This window comes from Seonamhaeicola aphaedonensis (genome assembly GCF_003386195.1).
Lineage (GTDB): Bacteria > Bacteroidota > Bacteroidia > Flavobacteriales > Flavobacteriaceae > Seonamhaeicola > Seonamhaeicola aphaedonensis.
Genome location: NZ_QRDX01000006.1, coordinates 1 through 18,859 on the forward strand (window position 1 = coordinate 1; position 18,859 = coordinate 18,859).

Genomic DNA, 18,859 nt, shown 5'->3' on the forward strand with positions numbered 1-18,859 from the left:
ACGGAATCGCAAGTTCCTACGGCTATATTAATCTTACTCCTCTCTTTTGTTCTTTCTGATTTATAATCTAAAATTAAGAGATTGTAAACTTAAGACGGCTATAATTCATTGCTTCCGACTTTCCTCACGGAAATTCCTCGCAAATTTGCTATCTTCGGTTTTCGGCGGAAAATTCGCGAGAACTTCCCGTAACAAGCCATTCACAAAACCAGTGAACAAAATCCAAAAATTGAATAAAAAAAGGAAGTCGTTTGACTTCCTTTTTTCTTTAGGTCATTGATTGCTAACCACACTTGGAAGAACCACAGTCCTTACAAGTTAAACAACCTTCTTGGTAGATTAAATTATCTGAATTACAATTGGCACAGGTTTGTCCTTTGGCTTTTGTACCATCGGCAACATAACGTTTTAGTGCTCTACCTACACCATTTTTCCAGGTATTTATAGATTCTGTATCTAACTGTAAACTGTTTATTAAATCAACAATTTTATCAATAGGCATACCATGGCGCAGGGTACTGGAAATTAGTTTGGCATAGTTCCAATATTCTGGATTGAATTTATAGGATAATCCTTCAATGGTAATTTTATAGCCTCGTTTGTCTTTAAACTGAAAATCGTATCTAGAGGTACCATCTTCATTTCTATTTTTAATTATTAACCCATTATTCACCCATCTTGGGATTAAAATCCCATCTTCATCATCAATTAAACCAGTAAATATCTCATACGGTTTATCATCAATCAAACCTATAAAAGCAATCCACTTATCCTTGTTATTTTGAAATCGAACTACATCTGCTTCTAATATTTGAGGTCGCTTAATGGGGAATGGCGTTAAGGTGTTACTAGCTTCTTCTTCTTTTTTATCGTCGTTTGAAATGAGTACTCCAGAGCGAGATCCATCTCTGTAAACGGTGACACCTTTACAACCCACTTCCCAAGCTTTCAAGTATAATTCACCAACTAATGCTTCGGAGACATCATTTGGCAAATTAATAGTAACGCTAATAGAATGATCTACCCATTTTTGAATGGCTCCTTGCATACTTACTTTGCTTAACCAATCTACATCATTTGAAGTTGCCTTGTAGTAAGGTGATTTTTTGACCAATTCATCTAATTCTTCATGAGAGAAGTTTTGGGTGGTATCAATACCATTCACTTCCATCCATTGCTTGAATTTATGGTGAAAAACAACATATTCTTCCCAAGAATCACCTACTTCGTCAACAAAATCTACGCGCACATCCTTATCACCCGGATTTACTTTTCTTCTACGTTTGTATACTGGTAAAAACACAGGCTCAATACCAGATGTTGTTTGTGTCATTAAGCTCGTAGTACCGGTTGGTGCAATGGTAAGTAACGCAATATTACGACGCCCATACTCCAACATTTCATAATACAACTTACTGTCGGCTTCTTTTAAACGTTTTATAAACGGATTTTCCTTTTCTCTATCGGCATCAAAAATAGTAAACGCTCCACGTTCTTTTGCTAAATGTACAGATGCTCTGTAGGCCTCAATAGCAATAGTTTTGTGTACTTCCAATGAAAAGGCATTCCCCGCTTCACTTCCATATTGAATACCTAAGGCTGCCAGCATATCGCCTTCGGCAGTAATGCCTATTCCTGTTCTTCTTCCCTCCTCTGCTTTTCTTTTAATATTATTCCATAAGTTGCGCTCTACAGCCTTTACTTCATCTAATTCTGGATCGGCATCTATTTTCTGAAGAATGGCATCAATCTTTTCAAGTTCTAAATCAATGATGTTATCCATTATTCTCTGTGCATAAGCAACATGCTTTTTGAATAAATCAAAATTAAACGTTGCCTTTTCGGTAAATGGATTTTCAACATAAGAAAATAAATTAATGGCTAATAATCTACATGAATCATACGGACATAATGGAATCTCACCACAAGGGTTTGTAGAAACTGTTTTATAACCTAAATCGGCATAACAATCTGGCACAGATTCGTTAATAATGGTATCCCAAAATAAAATTCCGGGTTCTGCAGATTTCCAAGCATTATGAACAATTTTATTCCATAAATCTTTTGCTTGAATGGTTTTTGAAGTTTTTGGATTACTACTAAAAATAGGATATTTTTGAGTGTAATCGGTTTCATTTTTAACTGCTCTCATAAACGCATCATCAATACGTACAGATACATTGGCTCCAGTTACCTTTCCTTGCTCTAACTTGGCATTTATGAAATCTTCAGAATCTGGATGATTAATGGAAACGGACAGCATTAAAGCACCTCTTCTTCCATCTTGCGCCACCTCTCTGGTAGAGTTTGAATAACGCTCCATAAAAGGCACGATACCAGTTGATGTTAACGCTGAATTTTTAACTCCAGAACCTTTAGGCCTAATATGAGACAAATCATGACCAACACCACCACGTCTTTTCATAAGCTGTACCTGCTCCTGATCAATTTTCATAATACCCCCGTAAGAATCTGAATCTCCAGAGTTTCCTATTACAAAACAATTTGAAAGTGAGGCAATTTGATACGGATTTCCTATGCCTGCCATTGGACTCCCTTGAGGTACGATGTATTTAAAATTTTTGATTAAATCAAAGACCTCCTCTTCACTCATAGGATTCGCATATTTTTGCTCAACTCTGGCAATTTCTTTTGCTATTCTACGATGCATATCGTTAGGTGTAAGCTCATAAATATTACCTTCTGAATCTTTTAAGGCATATTTATTTAACCACACACGTGCCGCTAAATCATCATTTTTAAAGTACTCTAAAGAAGCATTAAAAGCTTGATCTTGGGTATAAGTTTTTGGTAAGGCTTTGGTTAAATTGTTTTTCATGAGGTTAGTTAAAGTTTAAATCAAAATGGATTATTAAAAATTTAACCGTGAAGATACTTAAACTTATCAACTTACAACATGACAAATATCATAAAGTTTACACAAAAAACAACATATTTATTTGATTATCAGATATATAAAAATTTATCAACATTAAAAAGTTAACAAATTTTAAAAAAATAAATTGAAGATATTTTAGAAATCTACTGCAAAACCAACACCTAAAAATTGTTTCCACTGTACTTTGGCTCCAGCTTCGTCAAACTCACCTTCAATGTTAGTTTCTTTCTGGGTTTTTACATCATCATCGTATCTAATATGAGAGCCAAATCTAGCGCGAACATAGTTGTTTACTTTAAAATCGAAATCGAGTCTCCAGTCAATATCTATGTTTCCAAAATTGTTTATATAATCTGTATACAGACTTATATTATTGACCATATTGATATTTTCTGCAACCTCCATTTCATAACTGTTTGTCACCAGAATACCTAATTCTCTTCTCACACGCTTGCCAGGAATTAAAATATTTCCCTCATCATCTAGTACAGCACCTTCAACCCCAAAAGCACCAGAATTAGCTAAATCTTCATCCAATACAAATGTGGCTTTTAATGTTACTGGTGAAAAATAAACAGACACTTTATCAATATGTCTTCCATATTCCATACCACCTCCAAAAAACAAATAACCAGGAGCCATTAACCTTGAAATTGGGTCATCTGTGTTTGGATATTGATATCCATTAGCAAATTGTGTTCTAAAATTTAACCGAGCAGAATAAAACCAATTAGACAAACTATCTGGTTTGTAGCCCATGATAGAATTTATCTCTATTAAATCGTCTGTTTTCCTTAACTCCTTAGATTGTTGCTTATTCAAACCATACCTCATAACCAAGTTATTCCGCCAAGTAAAATATTTATCTGAATAGTTTCTAGAGGATTCTAATCCAACAAGCCCAGAAATAGAGTTAACACCACCTGCATTCCAGTTAACAAATGCTACCTCACTAAGATCTATAGAAGCTTTGTTTTTTACTTTCCATTGAGGACCATCATATTTTTTTGGTTTTTCTTTTAAATAAAGAGAATCGGGTTGTGCGTTAGAAAAAAGAAACGAGAAGCAAACTAATACTAATAGTAGGTATCGCATGATAATATGTTAGGTTATTCTTAAATTCACCACTTATCAATAATCATTCCATTTTCAACAATCAATAATAAAATTCTAATAGCTAAACTCACCAAACTCACTTTTTATTGTAAGTTTCTTCTCTTTTGACGCTTCAACCCTACCAATAATTTGAGCATCAACATTAAAGGATTTTGAAATTTTAATAATATCGTTTGCAATGTCTGGACTTACATACAACTCCATTCTGTGTCCGCAATTAAATACCTGATACATTTCTTTCCAATCGGTTTTTGATTGTTCTTGAATTAATCTAAAAAGCGGTGGAATTGGAAATAAATTATCCTTTATAATGTGATGTTGGTCAATAAAATGCAGTATTTTGGTTTGCGCTCCTCCAGAGCAATGCACCATACCATGAACAGAATCACTATTGTAATTCGAAAGTATCTTTTTGATAATTGGCGCGTAGGTTCGGGTTGGCGACAATACCAATTTACCTGCATCAATTGGCGAATTTTCAACAGCATCAGTTAATTTTACATTTCCAGAATATACTAATTCTGAAGGAACAGCAGCATCAAAACTTTCTGGAAATTTTTCAGCTAAATAATTATTAAACACATCATGACGTGCTGAAGTTAATCCGTTACTTCCCATACCGCCATTATATTCCTTTTCATAAGTTGCTTGTCCAAACGATGCCAAACCCACAATAGCGTCACCTGGTTTAATATTAGCATTATCAATAACATTACTACGCTTCATTCTAGCAGTAACCGTTGAATCTACAATAATGGTTCTTACCAAATCACCAACATCGGCTGTTTCACCACCCGTGGAGTGAATGGTAACACCATGTGCTTTTAAATCTTTTAGAAGTTCTTCGGTTCCATTTATAATCGCTGAAATGACCTCACCTGGAATTAAATTTTTATTTCTACCAATAGTTGAAGATAACATGATATTATCGGTTGCCCCAACACATAACAAATCATCAATATTCATAATGAGTGCATCTTGAGCAATACCTTTCCATACCGATACATCACCAGTTTCCTTCCAATACATATAAGCCAGAGAAGACTTTGTGCCTGCCCCATCAGCATGCATAATCAAGCAATAATCCTCGTCATTTGTTAAATAATCAGGTACTATTTTACAAAAGGCTTTGGGAAATAACCCTTTGTCTATATTTTTTATAGCATTGTGAACATCTTCTTTTGAGGCCGATACCCCACGTTGTGCATATCGTTTAGAAACTTCTTGACTCATAATATTATAATGTGCTGCAAAGGTAGTTTTTTGAATTAAAAAATCCTGCCTTTTAAAGGCAGGATTTAATAGGTTATAAACATCAACGTGTAAACAACAATTCCCTGTATTTTGTTAGTGGCCAAATCTCATCATCAACCAATAATTCAAGTTTATCACAATGATAACGGATATCATTGAATAAAGGCCTAACATTATCACTGTAAGCTGTCGCACGTTTTTCTAAGTCATCTAGCTTATTGGCTTTTCTGCGCTCGTCGATTATTTTAGTAACATTAGCATTTATACTCTCAATATGTTTTGATATTTCTTCTATTAAACTAATTTGTTCTTTTGAAACCGATTTGAAACTTGCTCCAAAAATCTCTTTTAGTCCTTTCACATTTTCAACCAAAACATTTTGATATTTAACCGCTGTAGGCACAATATGATTTCGAGCTATATCTCCTAAAACCCTCCCTTCAATTTGAATATGTTTAATATAGGCCTCTACAGCAATTTCATAACGTGCACGTACTTCAACCTCACTCATTACTTCCATTTCTTCAAAAAGCTTTATACTCTGCTTTGAAACTCTTGCTTTTAATGCCTCTGGAGTGGTTTTATTATTACTCAAACCTCGTTTTGTCGCTTCTTTTTCCCAAGCTTCGTCATAGCCATTACCTTCAAATAAAATGGGTTTACAAGACTTAATATATTCTCGAAGTACGTTAAATACCGACTCATCTTTCTTCAATCCTTTCCCATCAATTAGCTTATCAACTTCTTGTTTAAATTCTATGAGTTGTTTCGCTACAATAGTATTTAAAACCGTCATTGGGTCTGCACAATTGGCAGTAGACCCCACAGCTCTAAACTCAAACTTATTACCCGTAAACGCAAATGGCGACGTTCTATTTCTATCGGTATTATCTAGAAGAACATCAGGTATTTTACCTACTACATTTAGTTTAAGTTCAGTTTTTTCTTGAGGAGATAACTTACCTTTAGTTACTCCTTCTAATTCTTCTAAAACCTTAGTTAGTTGCTCTCCTATAAAAATAGACATTATTGCTGGAGGTGCCTCATTAGCACCCAACCTATGCTCATTACTTGCCGAAGCTACCGAAGCTCTTAAAAGCGCTTCATGCTTGTAAACCGCTTTAATAGTATTTATAAAAAAGGTTAAAAACTGCAGGTTACTCATTGGGGTTTTTCCTGGAGATAATAAGTTAACACCCGTGTCTGTAGACAATGACCAATTATTATGCTTACCAGACCCATTCATACCTGCAAAAGGTTTTTCATGAAGAAGAACCTTAAAGTTATGGCGTGAGGCAACCCTCCCCATAATATCCATTAGTAAAGAATTGTGATCTACTGACAAATTAGCCTCCTCAAAAATAGGCGCTAATTCAAACTGATTTGGAGCTACTTCATTGTGTCTTGTTTTAGCAGGGATACCCAAAAGCATACACTCATTTTCCAAATCTCTCATAAAGTTATATGCTCTGGTAGGAATGGCTCCAAAATAATGGTCATCAAGTTGTTGCCCTTTTGCAGAAGAATGCCCCAATAAGGTTCTTCCTGTTAAGGTAATATCTGGTCTGCTGGCAGCAAGTGTTTTATCTATTAAAAAATACTCCTGTTCCCAACCTAAAGATGATGACACCTTTTTTACATTTTTATCAAAATATTTACACACATCGGTAGCAGCTGTATCAATAGCGTGAAGTGATCTTAAAAGTGGTGTTTTATAATCTAAAGCCTCACCCGTATAGGCCACAAAAATAGTTGGAATACATAAGGTAGAACCATAAATAAAGGCAGGTGATGACGGATCCCATGCCGTATAACCACGCGCTTCAAATGTGTTTCTAATGCCTCCACTAGGAAAACTAGAAGCATCTGGCTCCTGTTGTACTAATTGACCACCATCAAATTTTTCAATGGCAAATCCTTCACTAACAGTTTCAAAAAAAGCATCATGCTTTTCTGCTGTTGCCCCAGTTAGTGGTTGAAACCAATGTGTGTAATGCGTTACCCCTTTAGACAATGCCCAATCTTTCATAGACACAGCAACTTGGTCTGCTATTGCTCTTCCTATTTTATCCCCATGCTCTATTGCGCTCTTGACACTGATAAAGGCATCTTTAGTTAAATATTGACGCATGGTAACTTCATTAAAGACATTTTCTCCAAAAATCTCAGATCGCTTTTTGGTTTCCTCAAAAATTATTGGTTTATGTGCTAACGATTCTTTTACAGCGTGAAAACGTAATGTAGGCATTGACTTATTAATTTGATTTATTAGTGGTTGCAAAATTAATTATAGTGATTTAATCACAAAATAACCCGTTAACAATTTTTCAATATTTATATAAAAAACTATACTTTTTATAATAGATACCCTAAAAAAATAGGGTATAAACAAAAATAACATGACCAAATATTAAAAGACCCCTCAAAAATTTAAAGTATTTACATAAAAATATATATTTGTGCTGATTAGAAAATAAGATTTAAAATTAAAATATCCATTATGGCAAAAATTAAATTAGAGTACATTTGGTTAGATGGTTACAAACCTACTCAGAACATGAGAAGTAAAACCAAAGTAGAAGAGCACGAAAACTTTCAAGGAACTTTAGAAGAAATTGGTAACTGGTCTTTTGACGGGTCATCCACAAGACAAGCCGAAGGTGGATCCTCAGACTGTATTCTAAAACCTGTAGCTATTTATCCAGACCCAGATCGTCATAACGGATATTTAGTTATGAGTGAGGTTTTAAATGCAGATGGAACACCACACGAATCTAATGGTAGAGCTACAATTGATGATGATGATAATGATTTCTGGTTTGGTTTTGAGCAAGAGTACTTTATAATGGATACTGAAACTGGATTACCTTTAGGATTCCCTGTTGGAGGCTACCCTGCACCACAAGGAATGTATTACTGTTCTGTAGGTGGTAAAAATACGCATGGTAGAGATTTAGTTGAAGAGCATGCTGATTTATGTATTGCTGCTGGATTGAACTTTGAAGGTATTAACCAAGAGGTTGCTTGTGGACAGTGGGAATTTCAGTTATTTGCTAAAGGTGCAAAAAAAGCAGGAGATGAGATTTGGGTTGCTAGATACTTACTAGACAGATTAACTGAAAAGTACGGATATTACATTGAATACCACCCTAAACCATTAGGAAAGGATATGGACTGGAATGGTTCTGGTATGCACGCTAACTTCTCTAACACAACGTTAAGAACTTGTGGAGACAAAGCAGTATATGAAGCTATTTGTGAAGCCTTCCGCCCAGTAGTAGCTGAACATATTGCAGTTTACGGTGAGTTTAATGACCAACGTTTAACTGGTTTACACGAAACCGCTGCCATCACTGATTTCTCTTATGGAGTTTCTGACCGTGGAGCATCAATTCGTATTCCAGTAGCTACTGTTGAAAAAGGCTGGAAAGGTTGGTTAGAAGATAGAAGACCAGCTGCAAATGGTGACCCATATAAGATTGCAGGTAGAATTATTAAAACTGTTAAATCTGCTAAGATTTAATTTCACAATAGATTTTGTTCATAAAAGAAAACGCTTACCAATTGGTAAGCGTTTTCTTTTGTATAAATAGTTTTACTTTAGCCTCGTGTAAAAATAAAAAACATCAAAATGCCATAGGCTGCGACCAAAACCATACCTTTCATTCTACTAATTTGCATACGTGTTGGCAAAAGTATGAGCGGTATTAAAATAGCTGCAAAACCTAACATCCAAAAAATATCGTTATTTAAAATTGAGGCTTCGGTTACCGGAATAGGTTTTATGATTGCGGTAAGCCCTAAAACTGAAGCAATATTAAAGATGTTTGACCCAATTAAGTTCCCTAACGAAATAGCTTTTTCTTGTTTTGCTGCTGCAATTACAGAAGCTGCTAATTCTGGTACACTAGTACCTATAGCTATTAATGACAACCCAATCACACCTTTGCTTACTCCTAAGGCTAAAGCCACTTCTTCGGCTCCCTTAACCAACCATTCACTTCCAAAATAAAGAGCTGCTGCACCTATGAGTAACCAAAGTGTCATTTTAAAATTAGACACACTGGCTAGGGCATCATCAACTTCTTCAACTATTTTACTTTTTTTAGAACTCTTTACCAAAATATAAAGAAACAGTATTAATCCAATAAATAAAATAGCGCCTTCTAAAGTTGACAGTGTATTATCATTTTTTAAGAAGAAATAAAGTGCCATAGAGAAAATCATCATCACAGGCCAATTAAGCTTGTAAAACATCTTATCTACTGCTATGACACCAACCATAGCTGTTACCCCTAGCACCAACCCAATATTAGCAATATTAGAACCTACTACATTATTAATAGCGATAGCAGGTGACCCCGATAATGCAGCATTTAAGCTTACTAGTAGTTCTGGTGCAGATGTGGCAAAAGATACTACTGTCATACCTATAACCATCTTAGATATGCTAAACTTAAATGATAATGCTACTGAAGAACGTACTAAAAACTCACCACCTATAACTAGTAAAATAAAACCAAGGATGACCCAAAGTATACTCATATAACTTTTTTTTACGAAGATATGTTAAAGAGAAAAGTTATAGTACGAAAAGTAAAAAGATTTTTTAACTACATAATTCGTTATTTAACTATTAAAATAGTTGTATAACTATAAATATAGTTATATGTTTGTAGAGGTTAAAATATTATTATGGAAAAACTCACAAACAAAGAAGAAGAAATCATGCACATTCTGTGGAATCTTGAAAAAGCATTTGTAAAGGATGTTCTTAACGAAATTAAAGATGACAAACCACATTATAACACCCTTTCCACAATCATTAGAAACTTAGAAGATAAGGGTTATGTTGCACACAATGCCTATGGTAAAACCCACCAATACTTCCCTACTGTAAAAAAAGAAGATTACAGAAAAAGGTTTATGAATACTGCCATTAACAACTATTTTAATAATTCTTATAAAAATGTAGTATCATTTTTTGCTAAAGAAGAAAAGATAAGCGTTGAGGAACTTAAAGAAATTATTGAACTCATTGAAAAGAACAACTAATCATGGAGTATTTATTAAAAGCCAGTGCCATAATTGCCATTTTTTATGCTTGTTACAAATCGTTCTTACAACGTGATACTTTTTTTCAATCTAATAGAGGCTTTTTGATAATTGGCTTATCCTCTGCTTTTTTGGTTCCTTTAATTATAATTCCTGTTTATATTGAACATACTCCTGTTTTATTAGATAATTTTGTTTTTGATACCTCCATTCCAGTTACTCAACAAATTGTAGAGGAGTCCATAAACCTTATAGATATAATTACTTACTTATATTTTGCAGGCATTGCTTTCTTTCTGGGCAGGTTTTTGTTTCAATTATCATCTTTAATAGTTCTTTTACTGAAGTATAAAAGGACTAGGGAGGAAGAATTTATTCTTGTAAAAACAAATTCCACTACTACACCCTTTTCTTTTTTTAAATGGATTGTTTACAACCCAGAATTATTCACTCAAACTGAATTGCATCAAATTTTAATTCATGAAAAGGTTCATGTACGTCAATACCATTCAATAGATATTCTTTTGTCTCAGTTAGCTAGTATTGTGCTTTGGTTTAATCCTTTTATCTGGTTATATAGTAAAGACTTAAAACAAAATCTGGAGTTTATTGCTGATAATGAAGCTCAAAAAAAAGTAGACTGTAAAAAAAGCTATCAAAATATATTACTTAAAACATGTATGCCAACTCATCAATTGGCATTAACCAATAATTTTTATAATTCATTAATCAAAAAACGAATCGTTATGTTACACAAATCGAAATCAAAATCAATCAATTTACTAAAGTACCTTTTTATATTTCCTGCTTTAAGCTGGTTTTTGATGAGTTTTAACACTAAAGAAGTTTTTGTTAGTAAAGATGAAAACATTTTGTTTAAAGAAAATAAACAAGAATTAACAAACAACACAATAGAAATTAAAATACATAAAGACCTTTCAAAAAAAGCACTCAAGGAAATAGAAAGCATATTAATAATGGATGGTATCATATTTACCTATACTAGTTTAGAAAGGAATGATAAAAATGAAATAACCTACATTAAGACAAAATTTGAAGTGCAAAATGGTGGTCATTGTACATTTAACGCTATAAATAATAATGGACCAATACAACCTTTCTACTTTTACAAAACCAAGGAAAAGTTTGGTGTTCGAGCCCATTCAAGAGAAAATCAAGAAAGCAATAAATTTGTTATTTATAATAACTTCTCAGATTATCAACTAGAAAATTTTAAAAACAAGCTAAGTCTTAAAGGATTTAAATTTAATTTAAAAGAGATTAGTAGAGATGATGGGAATTTTATTACTTCCATATATTTTACGGTTACTAAGAATGGCATAGAAGATTCTTATAGAATGATTTCTCCTCACCCCTTAAAGACTATTCTAATACAGTATAACAAAGAGAAGAATCATTTTAATATTAACACAGCTGATTTCGTTGAATATCTCAAGACAATTGAAAACGAAGCTAATCTAATTAAAATATTCATTAACCCAAGGACAACCTTAGAAAGCTTAACAGAACAACAAAAACTGTTAAAAGAGAAATATGATATTGATTTTACTTTTAAAATATTTGAATCTGAACGCAGTGAAAGCAATTTAATGACTTTTAGTATTGGAAAAGGTAAAAACTCCAGAAAAATTACCACTTCATCTAATAATACCCAAGTAATTATATATGACCCAAAAACAAATGCTGCGGCTTCTTATTCCTTGGATGAAAATAGTACTCCAAAGTATGGTAGAATTTATCATCTATATGACTCTGGTGCTTATAGTTATATAGTTAATAAAGATATTTCTGACTCTGGATTAAACAGGTGGGTGAAAGAAATGCAAGAAAAAGGAATTACAGTTAAATTTGAAGATGTTGAAAGAAATGAAAAAGGAGAGATTACTAAGATTAAGATAACTATTGAAAATAAAATTAACAAAGTTAGTGAGACTTGGGAAACTGGAGGTCAGCCAATACCTCAAATAAGTGTTGGAAATGATAACAGCGGACAGGTTTTTGCTAGAACTTCAAATCTCTTATACCAAAAAAAAGCTTCAAAAGATTAAGTCAAAATCTAATTAATTTCGAAAAGTCCCAAAAAGTTAGTAGAAATAATGTTTGAAAAGACAAGCAAATACTGTGTTTCTTTTTTTTGTAAAAATATTTATCAAAAAGATAAAACCCATAAAATTCATCACTTTTTAAATGAAATCCCCCTTGGTTTTTAAAATTAGCTCTCAAAAGCCTCTAAAATTATTTTAAATTAAAACAAAAAACAATCTTAAAAGTTTAAAATAAAAATTTCTTAGAAGCAAAAAACTTTCATTCCGAAACACTAATCATTTTTTTTATTACAATTTAATATTCAATTTCATCGATTTTTATAAAAACGTTTGGAGGACATATTCTAAATTATATATCTTAAAAAAACATTGATATAAAAAACTGTTTACTAACCCTTTAAACCTAAAAACATGATGACACTTGCCAAAATTATAGTGGACGTAATTCTTATAATTTTATCACTGTTCTAAATGCTTAAAAAAAGTAAAACTTAGTTCTAGAATAAGTTTTACTATTTTTACACTTTAAAGTAAGTACTACAAGAGATGCGAAAGCAACTATTTAAAATTTTAGCAAAAATTAATAAAGTGGTTCTACCCAGTTATACTAAAAGAGGTTTAGACATTGCTAAAGCCTCAAAACTGCAACTAGCTATTATTGGGTGGCGGTGGTACGTTACTAAAAATGCTTTGGGTTAACTAACCTTGTAAAAGCTTATCATAATCTTCTGGTAAATCAATATCTACAAGTGTTTTTTCACTTTTAGAAAACACAGTCACAACATTTAGTTTCTTATTATTTAATAGAGATCTGGCTCCCTTATCTCCCTTTAATTCTAAAAGAGTCTGATAGAATTCCTTTGGAAAAATAGCAGGAATTCCTTTATTATACTTGTATTGAGACGCTACAATAGTATTGGTTTTTTCAAAAAAAGTTGCAATAATTAAATCTATGTATTTGGAGTCTACAAAAGGTTGATCTGCTAACATGACCAAAACAGCATCTGGAATACTTTCTAGTGATTGAACATAATTTATTCCTGAAATAATACTAGTGCTAAGACCTTGTTTCCAGTCTGGATTATAAATAAAATCTACTTTGCTTTTACCTACATGATTTATTATAACATTGGCATGAGCGCCTAAAACACAAAATACATTATCAGCCTTAGACGCCAAAGCATTGTGAATGGCATGCTCTAAAAGTGAGGTGTTCTTAAATGGTAACAACTGCTTAGCCTTTCCCATTCGGGATGCATTACCTGCCGCCAAAATAAGTACAGAAACTTTCACTTAACAGTGTAATTTACCGTTAACCACCTTTAAAGAAAAAGGCTCTTTATTTCTGGTCACCGCTAAAATTTCTGAAAGTATAGACAAAGCAATTTCTTCTGGAGTAATAGCTCCAATATTTAAACCAGCCGGACTATGAATGCTTTCTATAAAATTTTCATCTAGATCCTCTACATATTCAAATAATTCGTTTTGAAGTTGATGCCTTCTTTTTACTGAGCCCAATATACCAATATATGAGAGGCTATATTCTTTTAACTTTAATAAATATCTTAAATCCTGAGCATAATTGTGGGTCATTAGTACTACCGCACATTCATCATCAATATTTTTACCTGTAAAAGTTTCTGGTGTACAGGCAATGACTGATTTTGCACCAGGAAAATCCTTTAATCCCTTGGGGTCACTCATTGAGGTAATAACTTCTACTTCCCACCCTAACAAAGCAGCCATGTTGCAGAGTTTTACTGCATCATGCTCCCCTCCTATAATTAACAACTTAAAACAAGGAGGTAAAATTTGGGTAAAGATTTTAATGCCTACCTCCAATTTGTCTGGACAAAAGCTATCTGAAAATGTATATGATTCATTGTTCTTAAATGAAATTACTGAACCAAAATTACCAACGCAATCATCGTCTTTTTTAAAAAATGACTTAATTGTAAAAGTGTTTCGGTTTTTAATATTTTCAAATAAAGTTTCTTTTAAAATATCTGAGACAAAAATTGGTTCTATTAAAATATACAAGGACCCTTCGCAACCTAATCGGTAACGTCCATCATAAACCATCACCTTAGACGTTCCTGTTGTAAAAACAGATTGTGCTCTTTTAATAATTTCTTTTTCAACACAACCACCACTCACGGCTCCTACCATGGAACCATGATTAGTCAACAACATTCTAACCCCTGGTTTTCGATATGAAGATCCCTCTAAATCTACTACAGTTACCAGAACACACTTCATGCCTTTTTCTTGATATTGAATAACAGATTCAATTATATTAAGCAACTCATGAGTCATAAACCAAAGATTAGAAATTAAATATAAGGAATATTGAGCTCAATAAGCGTAAAACGTTTTTTTTAAAATAAGTTTAACTTATTTTAAACTATCAATTAAAGAGTAGAAAAAACTAAGGATATTGAGTGTGATAAATTAAAAAAGCAAGCTTGTTAAGCTTGCCTTTATCTTGATTTGTGTGGATACGCGATTAAATAAAAACTATCTGACAACCATCTTGATCTGCTCTATTATAAAAATCACCAACGGTTAAAATACCATCTAGCTCATCAACTAAATCTTCTTCTTTTAAATGGAACATTTCATAAGCCAGTTTACATGCCCAAAGCTTGCACCCTGAATCTGATAAAATCTCAATAAACTCACTTACAGGTGGCATATCAAGTTTTTCCATTTCTTTTTTCATCATTTTAGTAGCCAGTGCTTCCATGCCTGGTAACCCCCCAATCATGGTAGGCATATGCATTGCTGGATTACCAACTGTTGCCACATGTAAATGATCCATCTTCTTTTTTTGGATAGCTTCTAATCCAAAAAAAGTAAAAAATATTTCGGCTTCAATACCCTCCATTCTTGCGCCATTTGCCATTATAAAAGCAGCATATGCATTATCAATGTTAGCTTTAGACAAAATGAACATCATTTTTTTTACTTTAGTTCCCATGACTTATCTTTTTAATTTTAATTAAATACAACTTTTAGGCTTTGGTACACCAGCTATTTTAGTTGAAACTTTTAACGGACCACCAGGGAATAAAGCATAAAATTGCTTTATGTCTATAACGCCACTTTTCTTAATTCCTCTTATTGACAAAGCGACTCCTTCATTCACTTTTTCTTGAATCCAATCTATAACTTGCCAATGACTATCGGTCATTTCAATATTATGCTCCTTGGCTATTTCTGTACCAATTTCTTTAGTCCACTGAGAGAAGTCTGTTAAATACCCTTCCTCATTAACATCAATTTCCGTTTGTGCTATTACTTTTTTCATTTTTATATAATTTTAATCTATATTTTTTCCTTTAAGACTCATATTTCTTGAAACAAATGGTATGGGAATACCTTTAAGCAACATATTCCAATAAATCCATCTAAAAGCCAATTTTCCCCAATGATTAAAAACACTTTCCTTAAGCAGTCTTAGTGGCCCTATTCCAGCAAATGGAAATGTGCCTTCAACAGGTTCTTGTTCGTAGTTAAAATCTATTAAAAGAGCCTTATTATCTCCTGTTTCAATAAAACAATTGGCATGACCATCAAACTCTTCTTTTAATGGTTTCCCTTCTACATAAAGCAGTATATTATCTGTAAGTGTTTCTGCTTGGAAATGTGCTACAGATCCTGCTTTTGAAGCTGGTACATTAGTAGCATCACCTATTACAAATATATTTTCGTGTGCAAGAGACTGTAAAGTATTATGGTGGGTAGGCACAAAGTTTAAATCGTCTCCCAAACCAGAACGCTCAATAACCTCATCACCCATATTTGTTGGTACGGTAACCAATAAATCAAAATCGATTGCTTTATCTGCATAGTCAATAATTTTATTGTTATCATTATTAACATGTTCAATAGCAAAATCAATTTCTAAATTGATGTTTTTTTCTTTTAGTAAATATCCCAAAGACTTAGAACATTTCTCCTTTGTGAAAGCACCTGATAAAGGCGTTACATATGTTATTTCAACCTTATCTCTGATTCCCTTTTTCTTAAAATAAGAATCTGCTAAAAAAGCAAATTCTAGAGGTGCTACAGGACATTTAATGGGCATTTCTGTAATATGTATCACTAATTTACCTCCTTCCCATTCTCTCAATTTATTTCTTAATGCTAAAGCACCTTCGTAAGTATAAAAGTCGAAAATAGACTTATACCAATTATCTCCCAACATGCCTTCTACCTCATCTGGAGCAGTTTTAGACCCTGTTGCGATAATTAAAACATCATAGTCTAGAATATCATCCTCCAAATTGATTTTGTTCTCTTCTGGAAGAATTCTGTCAATCTTCTTTTGAATATAATTTACACCCCTAGGAATAAATTTCTTACCGTCTTTTTTTACTTGCTTTTCGGTATAAATATCAAATGGTAAAAACAAGAAACCAGGTTGATAATAATGAGTTTTATATTGATCAACTATCGTTATTGTCCATTCTTTTTTAGGAAGCTTTGAAACCAAATGATTGGCCATCATAGTTCCAGCTGTTCCCGCTCCTAAAATCACTAAATTTTTCATTTCTTTTTTTGATTTTGTTATGATTAAATTTGAAAAAAAATAACTTTTTAATCTTGGGTAAAATTACACCTAAACATTATTATAAAAAATGACAAAAGTCATGTAAACCCTTATGTAACAAAGGTTACACAAGGATTCTAGTTTTTATTTCAAGTCAAGAATATGACAAAAATCATAGAAAAAAACATGCTGTTTAGATTAACTTTGAAACTATATTTTTTACTTAAACAAACATGAACCTTAAGTGCTATTTTAATTTCATTTAGTTCGTGTCCTAAATACTTTCAATTATGAAAACTAATTTTTTAAATTATCTGTTATTAATGTTTACAACAGCCGTTTTCTCTCAGGCAGGTCATATCATGCAAGGTGTAGGGGCCGTAAACATGTCTATGGGAGGCGCTTCTACGGCACAACCGCTAGATATTTCTGGTGCCATACAATGGAACCCTGCGACTTTATCAACATTTGATGGTAAGATTATCAAACTAGATATAGGTTTATTCTTTTCATCACCAGAATTATCTTCTTCTTTACCACCAGGAATGTTAGGCGCTGGAGCACCTGCAGTAAGTGGAACAACGCAAGATGACAGAGGCATGTCTCCTATGCCTGCATTAGCCATGGTTTGGGGTAATGAGTCTAGTAAACACACGTTTGGTGTTTCTGCTTTTGGTATTAGTGGTTTTGGGGTTACTTTTCCAGAAGAAGTAAATAATCCGTTAAGTTCAAGCTTTAACCCAATGGTAAATTCAAATCCAATTAATTACCCTCAACAAGCAAGAGGATTTGGCCATATAGAATCTGATTATATTCTATTGCAGGTGGGCTTATCATATGCTTATGAGATTACAGATAAACTTTCTATTGGGATACAACCAAATATAGATTATGCTTCCTTAGAATTAATGCCTAATCCTACTGCAAACCCAAATAATTCTGGATACCCTTCTACAAATAAAGCATCAGCTATAGGTTTTGGAGCTCAATTTGGATTGTTTTACGATTCAGGGATAGGACTTAAACTAGGTGCTTCTTATAAAACAACACAAAAATTTAGCGATTTTGAATTTGAAAACACCTATATAGACAATTCTACAATTACTAGTGAGTTTGCTATGGATTATCCTGCCATTATTTCTTTAGGTGTAGGTTATTCTAAAGGAGATATTGATTTGGCTCTTGATTTTAGACGTGTAGATTATGAAAATACCGATGGTTTCTCTATAACAGGATGGACTCAAACGGGTTCAGTAGCTGGATTTGGATGGGAGAATATCTCCATTCTTTCAGCAGGTATTCAATATAAAGGTATCAGCAAGTTACCCATAAGATTAGGTTATACCTACAGTTCAAATCCAATACCAGAAGAAGTAACTTTTTTTAATGTACCAGCTACAGCTATCATAAAAGATGCTTTCCAGTTTGGTTTGGGATACAAACTGAGTGAAAACTGGAATCTTGACGCCGTATTTCATTATGGTGATAGTGGAGACGCAACATCAGGACAGATGCTAAACCCAATGTTAGCATCTCCTTCAAACCCATTTGGAGCCATTCCTGGGTCATCTGTTTCATATGATATGACAACCTCTATGATTCAGTTTGGTATTAGCTATACATTTAACAAATAAATCATTTTATATATCTAATAAAAAAGCAAGCTGAATTAGCTTGCTTTTTTGTGGTCAACTAAGACCTCTAAACTAATTATAAGGAATAACTAATCCTTTACTTTAAATACTTTTTTTAAAATGGTTTCCATAAGGCACCATTTAGTAATTCCTGATTGTAACAGGTTTACTCCCACAAAAGCAGTAAACCACAACCAATTGATGTTTACTTTTACAGCGAGAATCACACTTATTAAAACAAATGTTCCTGCAATAATTCTTATTAATCTATTTATCATAA

16 protein-coding genes are annotated in these 18,859 nt (G+C 33.0%); 5 read left to right on the forward strand and 11 right to left on the reverse strand.

Annotated features, from left to right (window positions below):
* Positions 1-283: 283 nt before the first annotated feature.
* From DFQ02_RS10295 to DFQ02_RS10310, 4 genes are all read right to left on the reverse strand, one after another.
* The gene (locus DFQ02_RS10295; RefSeq protein WP_116524357.1) at positions 284-2,839 is read right to left on the reverse strand and encodes an adenosylcobalamin-dependent ribonucleoside-diphosphate reductase; all 2,556 of its coding nucleotides are present in this window, start codon (positions 2,837-2,839) and stop codon (positions 284-286) included.
* 195 nt (positions 2,840-3,034) lie between these two features.
* On the reverse strand, positions 3,035-3,994 hold the full coding sequence (locus DFQ02_RS10300; RefSeq protein WP_116524358.1) for a DUF3078 domain-containing protein: 960 nt from the start codon (positions 3,992-3,994) through the stop codon (positions 3,035-3,037).
* A gap of 75 nt (positions 3,995-4,069) precedes the next feature.
* Complete coding sequence (locus DFQ02_RS10305; RefSeq protein WP_116524359.1) at positions 4,070-5,248, reverse strand: AIR synthase related protein; 1,179 nt, start codon at positions 5,246-5,248, stop codon at positions 4,070-4,072.
* Positions 5,249-5,330: 82 nt separating this feature from the next.
* Entirely contained in the window at positions 5,331-7,517 is a 2,187-nt protein-coding gene (locus DFQ02_RS10310; protein ID WP_116524360.1) for a glutamine synthetase III family protein, read from the reverse strand.
* A 252-nt stretch (positions 7,518-7,769) separates the two neighbouring features.
* Here DFQ02_RS10310 and DFQ02_RS10315 point away from each other — a divergent pair, with 252 nt between their 5' ends.
* Positions 7,770-8,792 carry a glutamine synthetase beta-grasp domain-containing protein gene (locus tag DFQ02_RS10315; protein ID WP_116524361.1) on the forward strand — a complete coding sequence of 341 codons (1,023 nt, stop codon included), beginning with the start codon at positions 7,770-7,772 and terminating at the stop codon, positions 8,790-8,792.
* Positions 8,793-8,869: 77 nt separating this feature from the next.
* Here the strand turns inward: DFQ02_RS10315 and DFQ02_RS10320 are convergent, their stop codons facing one another.
* Entirely contained in the window at positions 8,870-9,814 is a 945-nt protein-coding gene (locus DFQ02_RS10320) for a calcium/sodium antiporter (RefSeq protein WP_116524362.1), read from the reverse strand.
* 150 nt (positions 9,815-9,964) lie between these two features.
* Between DFQ02_RS10320 and DFQ02_RS10325 the strand changes: the two genes are divergently transcribed.
* The 3 genes from DFQ02_RS10325 (at position 9,965) to DFQ02_RS10335 (ending at position 13,089) form a co-directional block, all read left to right on the forward strand.
* Complete coding sequence (locus tag DFQ02_RS10325) at positions 9,965-10,324, forward strand: BlaI/MecI/CopY family transcriptional regulator (protein ID WP_116524363.1); 360 nt, start codon at positions 9,965-9,967, stop codon at positions 10,322-10,324.
* A gap of 2 nt (positions 10,325-10,326) precedes the next feature.
* Entirely contained in the window at positions 10,327-12,393 is a 2,067-nt protein-coding gene (locus DFQ02_RS10330; protein ID WP_116524364.1) for a M56 family metallopeptidase, read from the forward strand.
* A gap of 543 nt (positions 12,394-12,936) precedes the next feature.
* On the forward strand, positions 12,937-13,089 hold the full coding sequence (locus DFQ02_RS10335; protein ID WP_116524365.1) for an SsrA-binding protein: 153 nt from the start codon (positions 12,937-12,939) through the stop codon (positions 13,087-13,089).
* On the opposite strand, the gene DFQ02_RS10340 is transcribed toward DFQ02_RS10335, so the two are convergent.
* The 5 genes from DFQ02_RS10340 to sqr form a co-directional block, all read right to left on the reverse strand.
* Complete coding sequence (locus DFQ02_RS10340; protein WP_116524366.1) at positions 13,090-13,683, reverse strand: nucleotidyltransferase family protein; 594 nt, start codon at positions 13,681-13,683, stop codon at positions 13,090-13,092.
* A complete protein-coding gene (locus tag DFQ02_RS10345) occupies positions 13,684-14,706 on the reverse strand; it encodes an XdhC family protein (RefSeq protein WP_116524367.1) in 1,023 nt (340 codons plus the stop codon).
* 190 nt (positions 14,707-14,896) lie between these two features.
* Entirely contained in the window at positions 14,897-15,370 is a 474-nt protein-coding gene (locus DFQ02_RS10350; RefSeq protein ID WP_116524368.1) for a DsrE/DsrF/DrsH-like family protein, read from the reverse strand.
* 21 nt (positions 15,371-15,391) lie between these two features.
* Positions 15,392-15,700 carry a TusE/DsrC/DsvC family sulfur relay protein gene (locus tag DFQ02_RS10355; protein ID WP_116524369.1) on the reverse strand — a complete coding sequence of 103 codons (309 nt, stop codon included), beginning with the start codon at positions 15,698-15,700 and terminating at the stop codon, positions 15,392-15,394.
* Between the two features lie 12 nt (positions 15,701-15,712).
* Positions 15,713-16,945 (reverse strand): type III sulfide quinone reductase, selenoprotein subtype, encoded by a 1,233-nt coding sequence (gene sqr, locus DFQ02_RS10360; RefSeq protein ID WP_116524370.1) that lies wholly within the window; start codon positions 16,943-16,945, stop codon positions 15,713-15,715.
* A 290-nt stretch (positions 16,946-17,235) separates the two neighbouring features.
* On the opposite strand from sqr, the gene DFQ02_RS10365 reads away from it, so the two are divergent.
* The gene (locus DFQ02_RS10365) at positions 17,236-18,579 is read left to right on the forward strand and encodes an OmpP1/FadL family transporter (protein WP_116524371.1); all 1,344 of its coding nucleotides are present in this window, start codon (positions 17,236-17,238) and stop codon (positions 18,577-18,579) included.
* Between the two features lie 89 nt (positions 18,580-18,668).
* Here DFQ02_RS10365 and DFQ02_RS10370 read toward each other — a convergent pair whose 3' ends face one another.
* Positions 18,669-18,857, reverse strand: a complete 189-nt coding sequence (locus DFQ02_RS10370) for a YgaP family membrane protein (protein ID WP_181896402.1) — start codon at positions 18,855-18,857, stop codon at positions 18,669-18,671.
* Between the last annotated feature and the right edge of the window lie 2 nt (positions 18,858-18,859).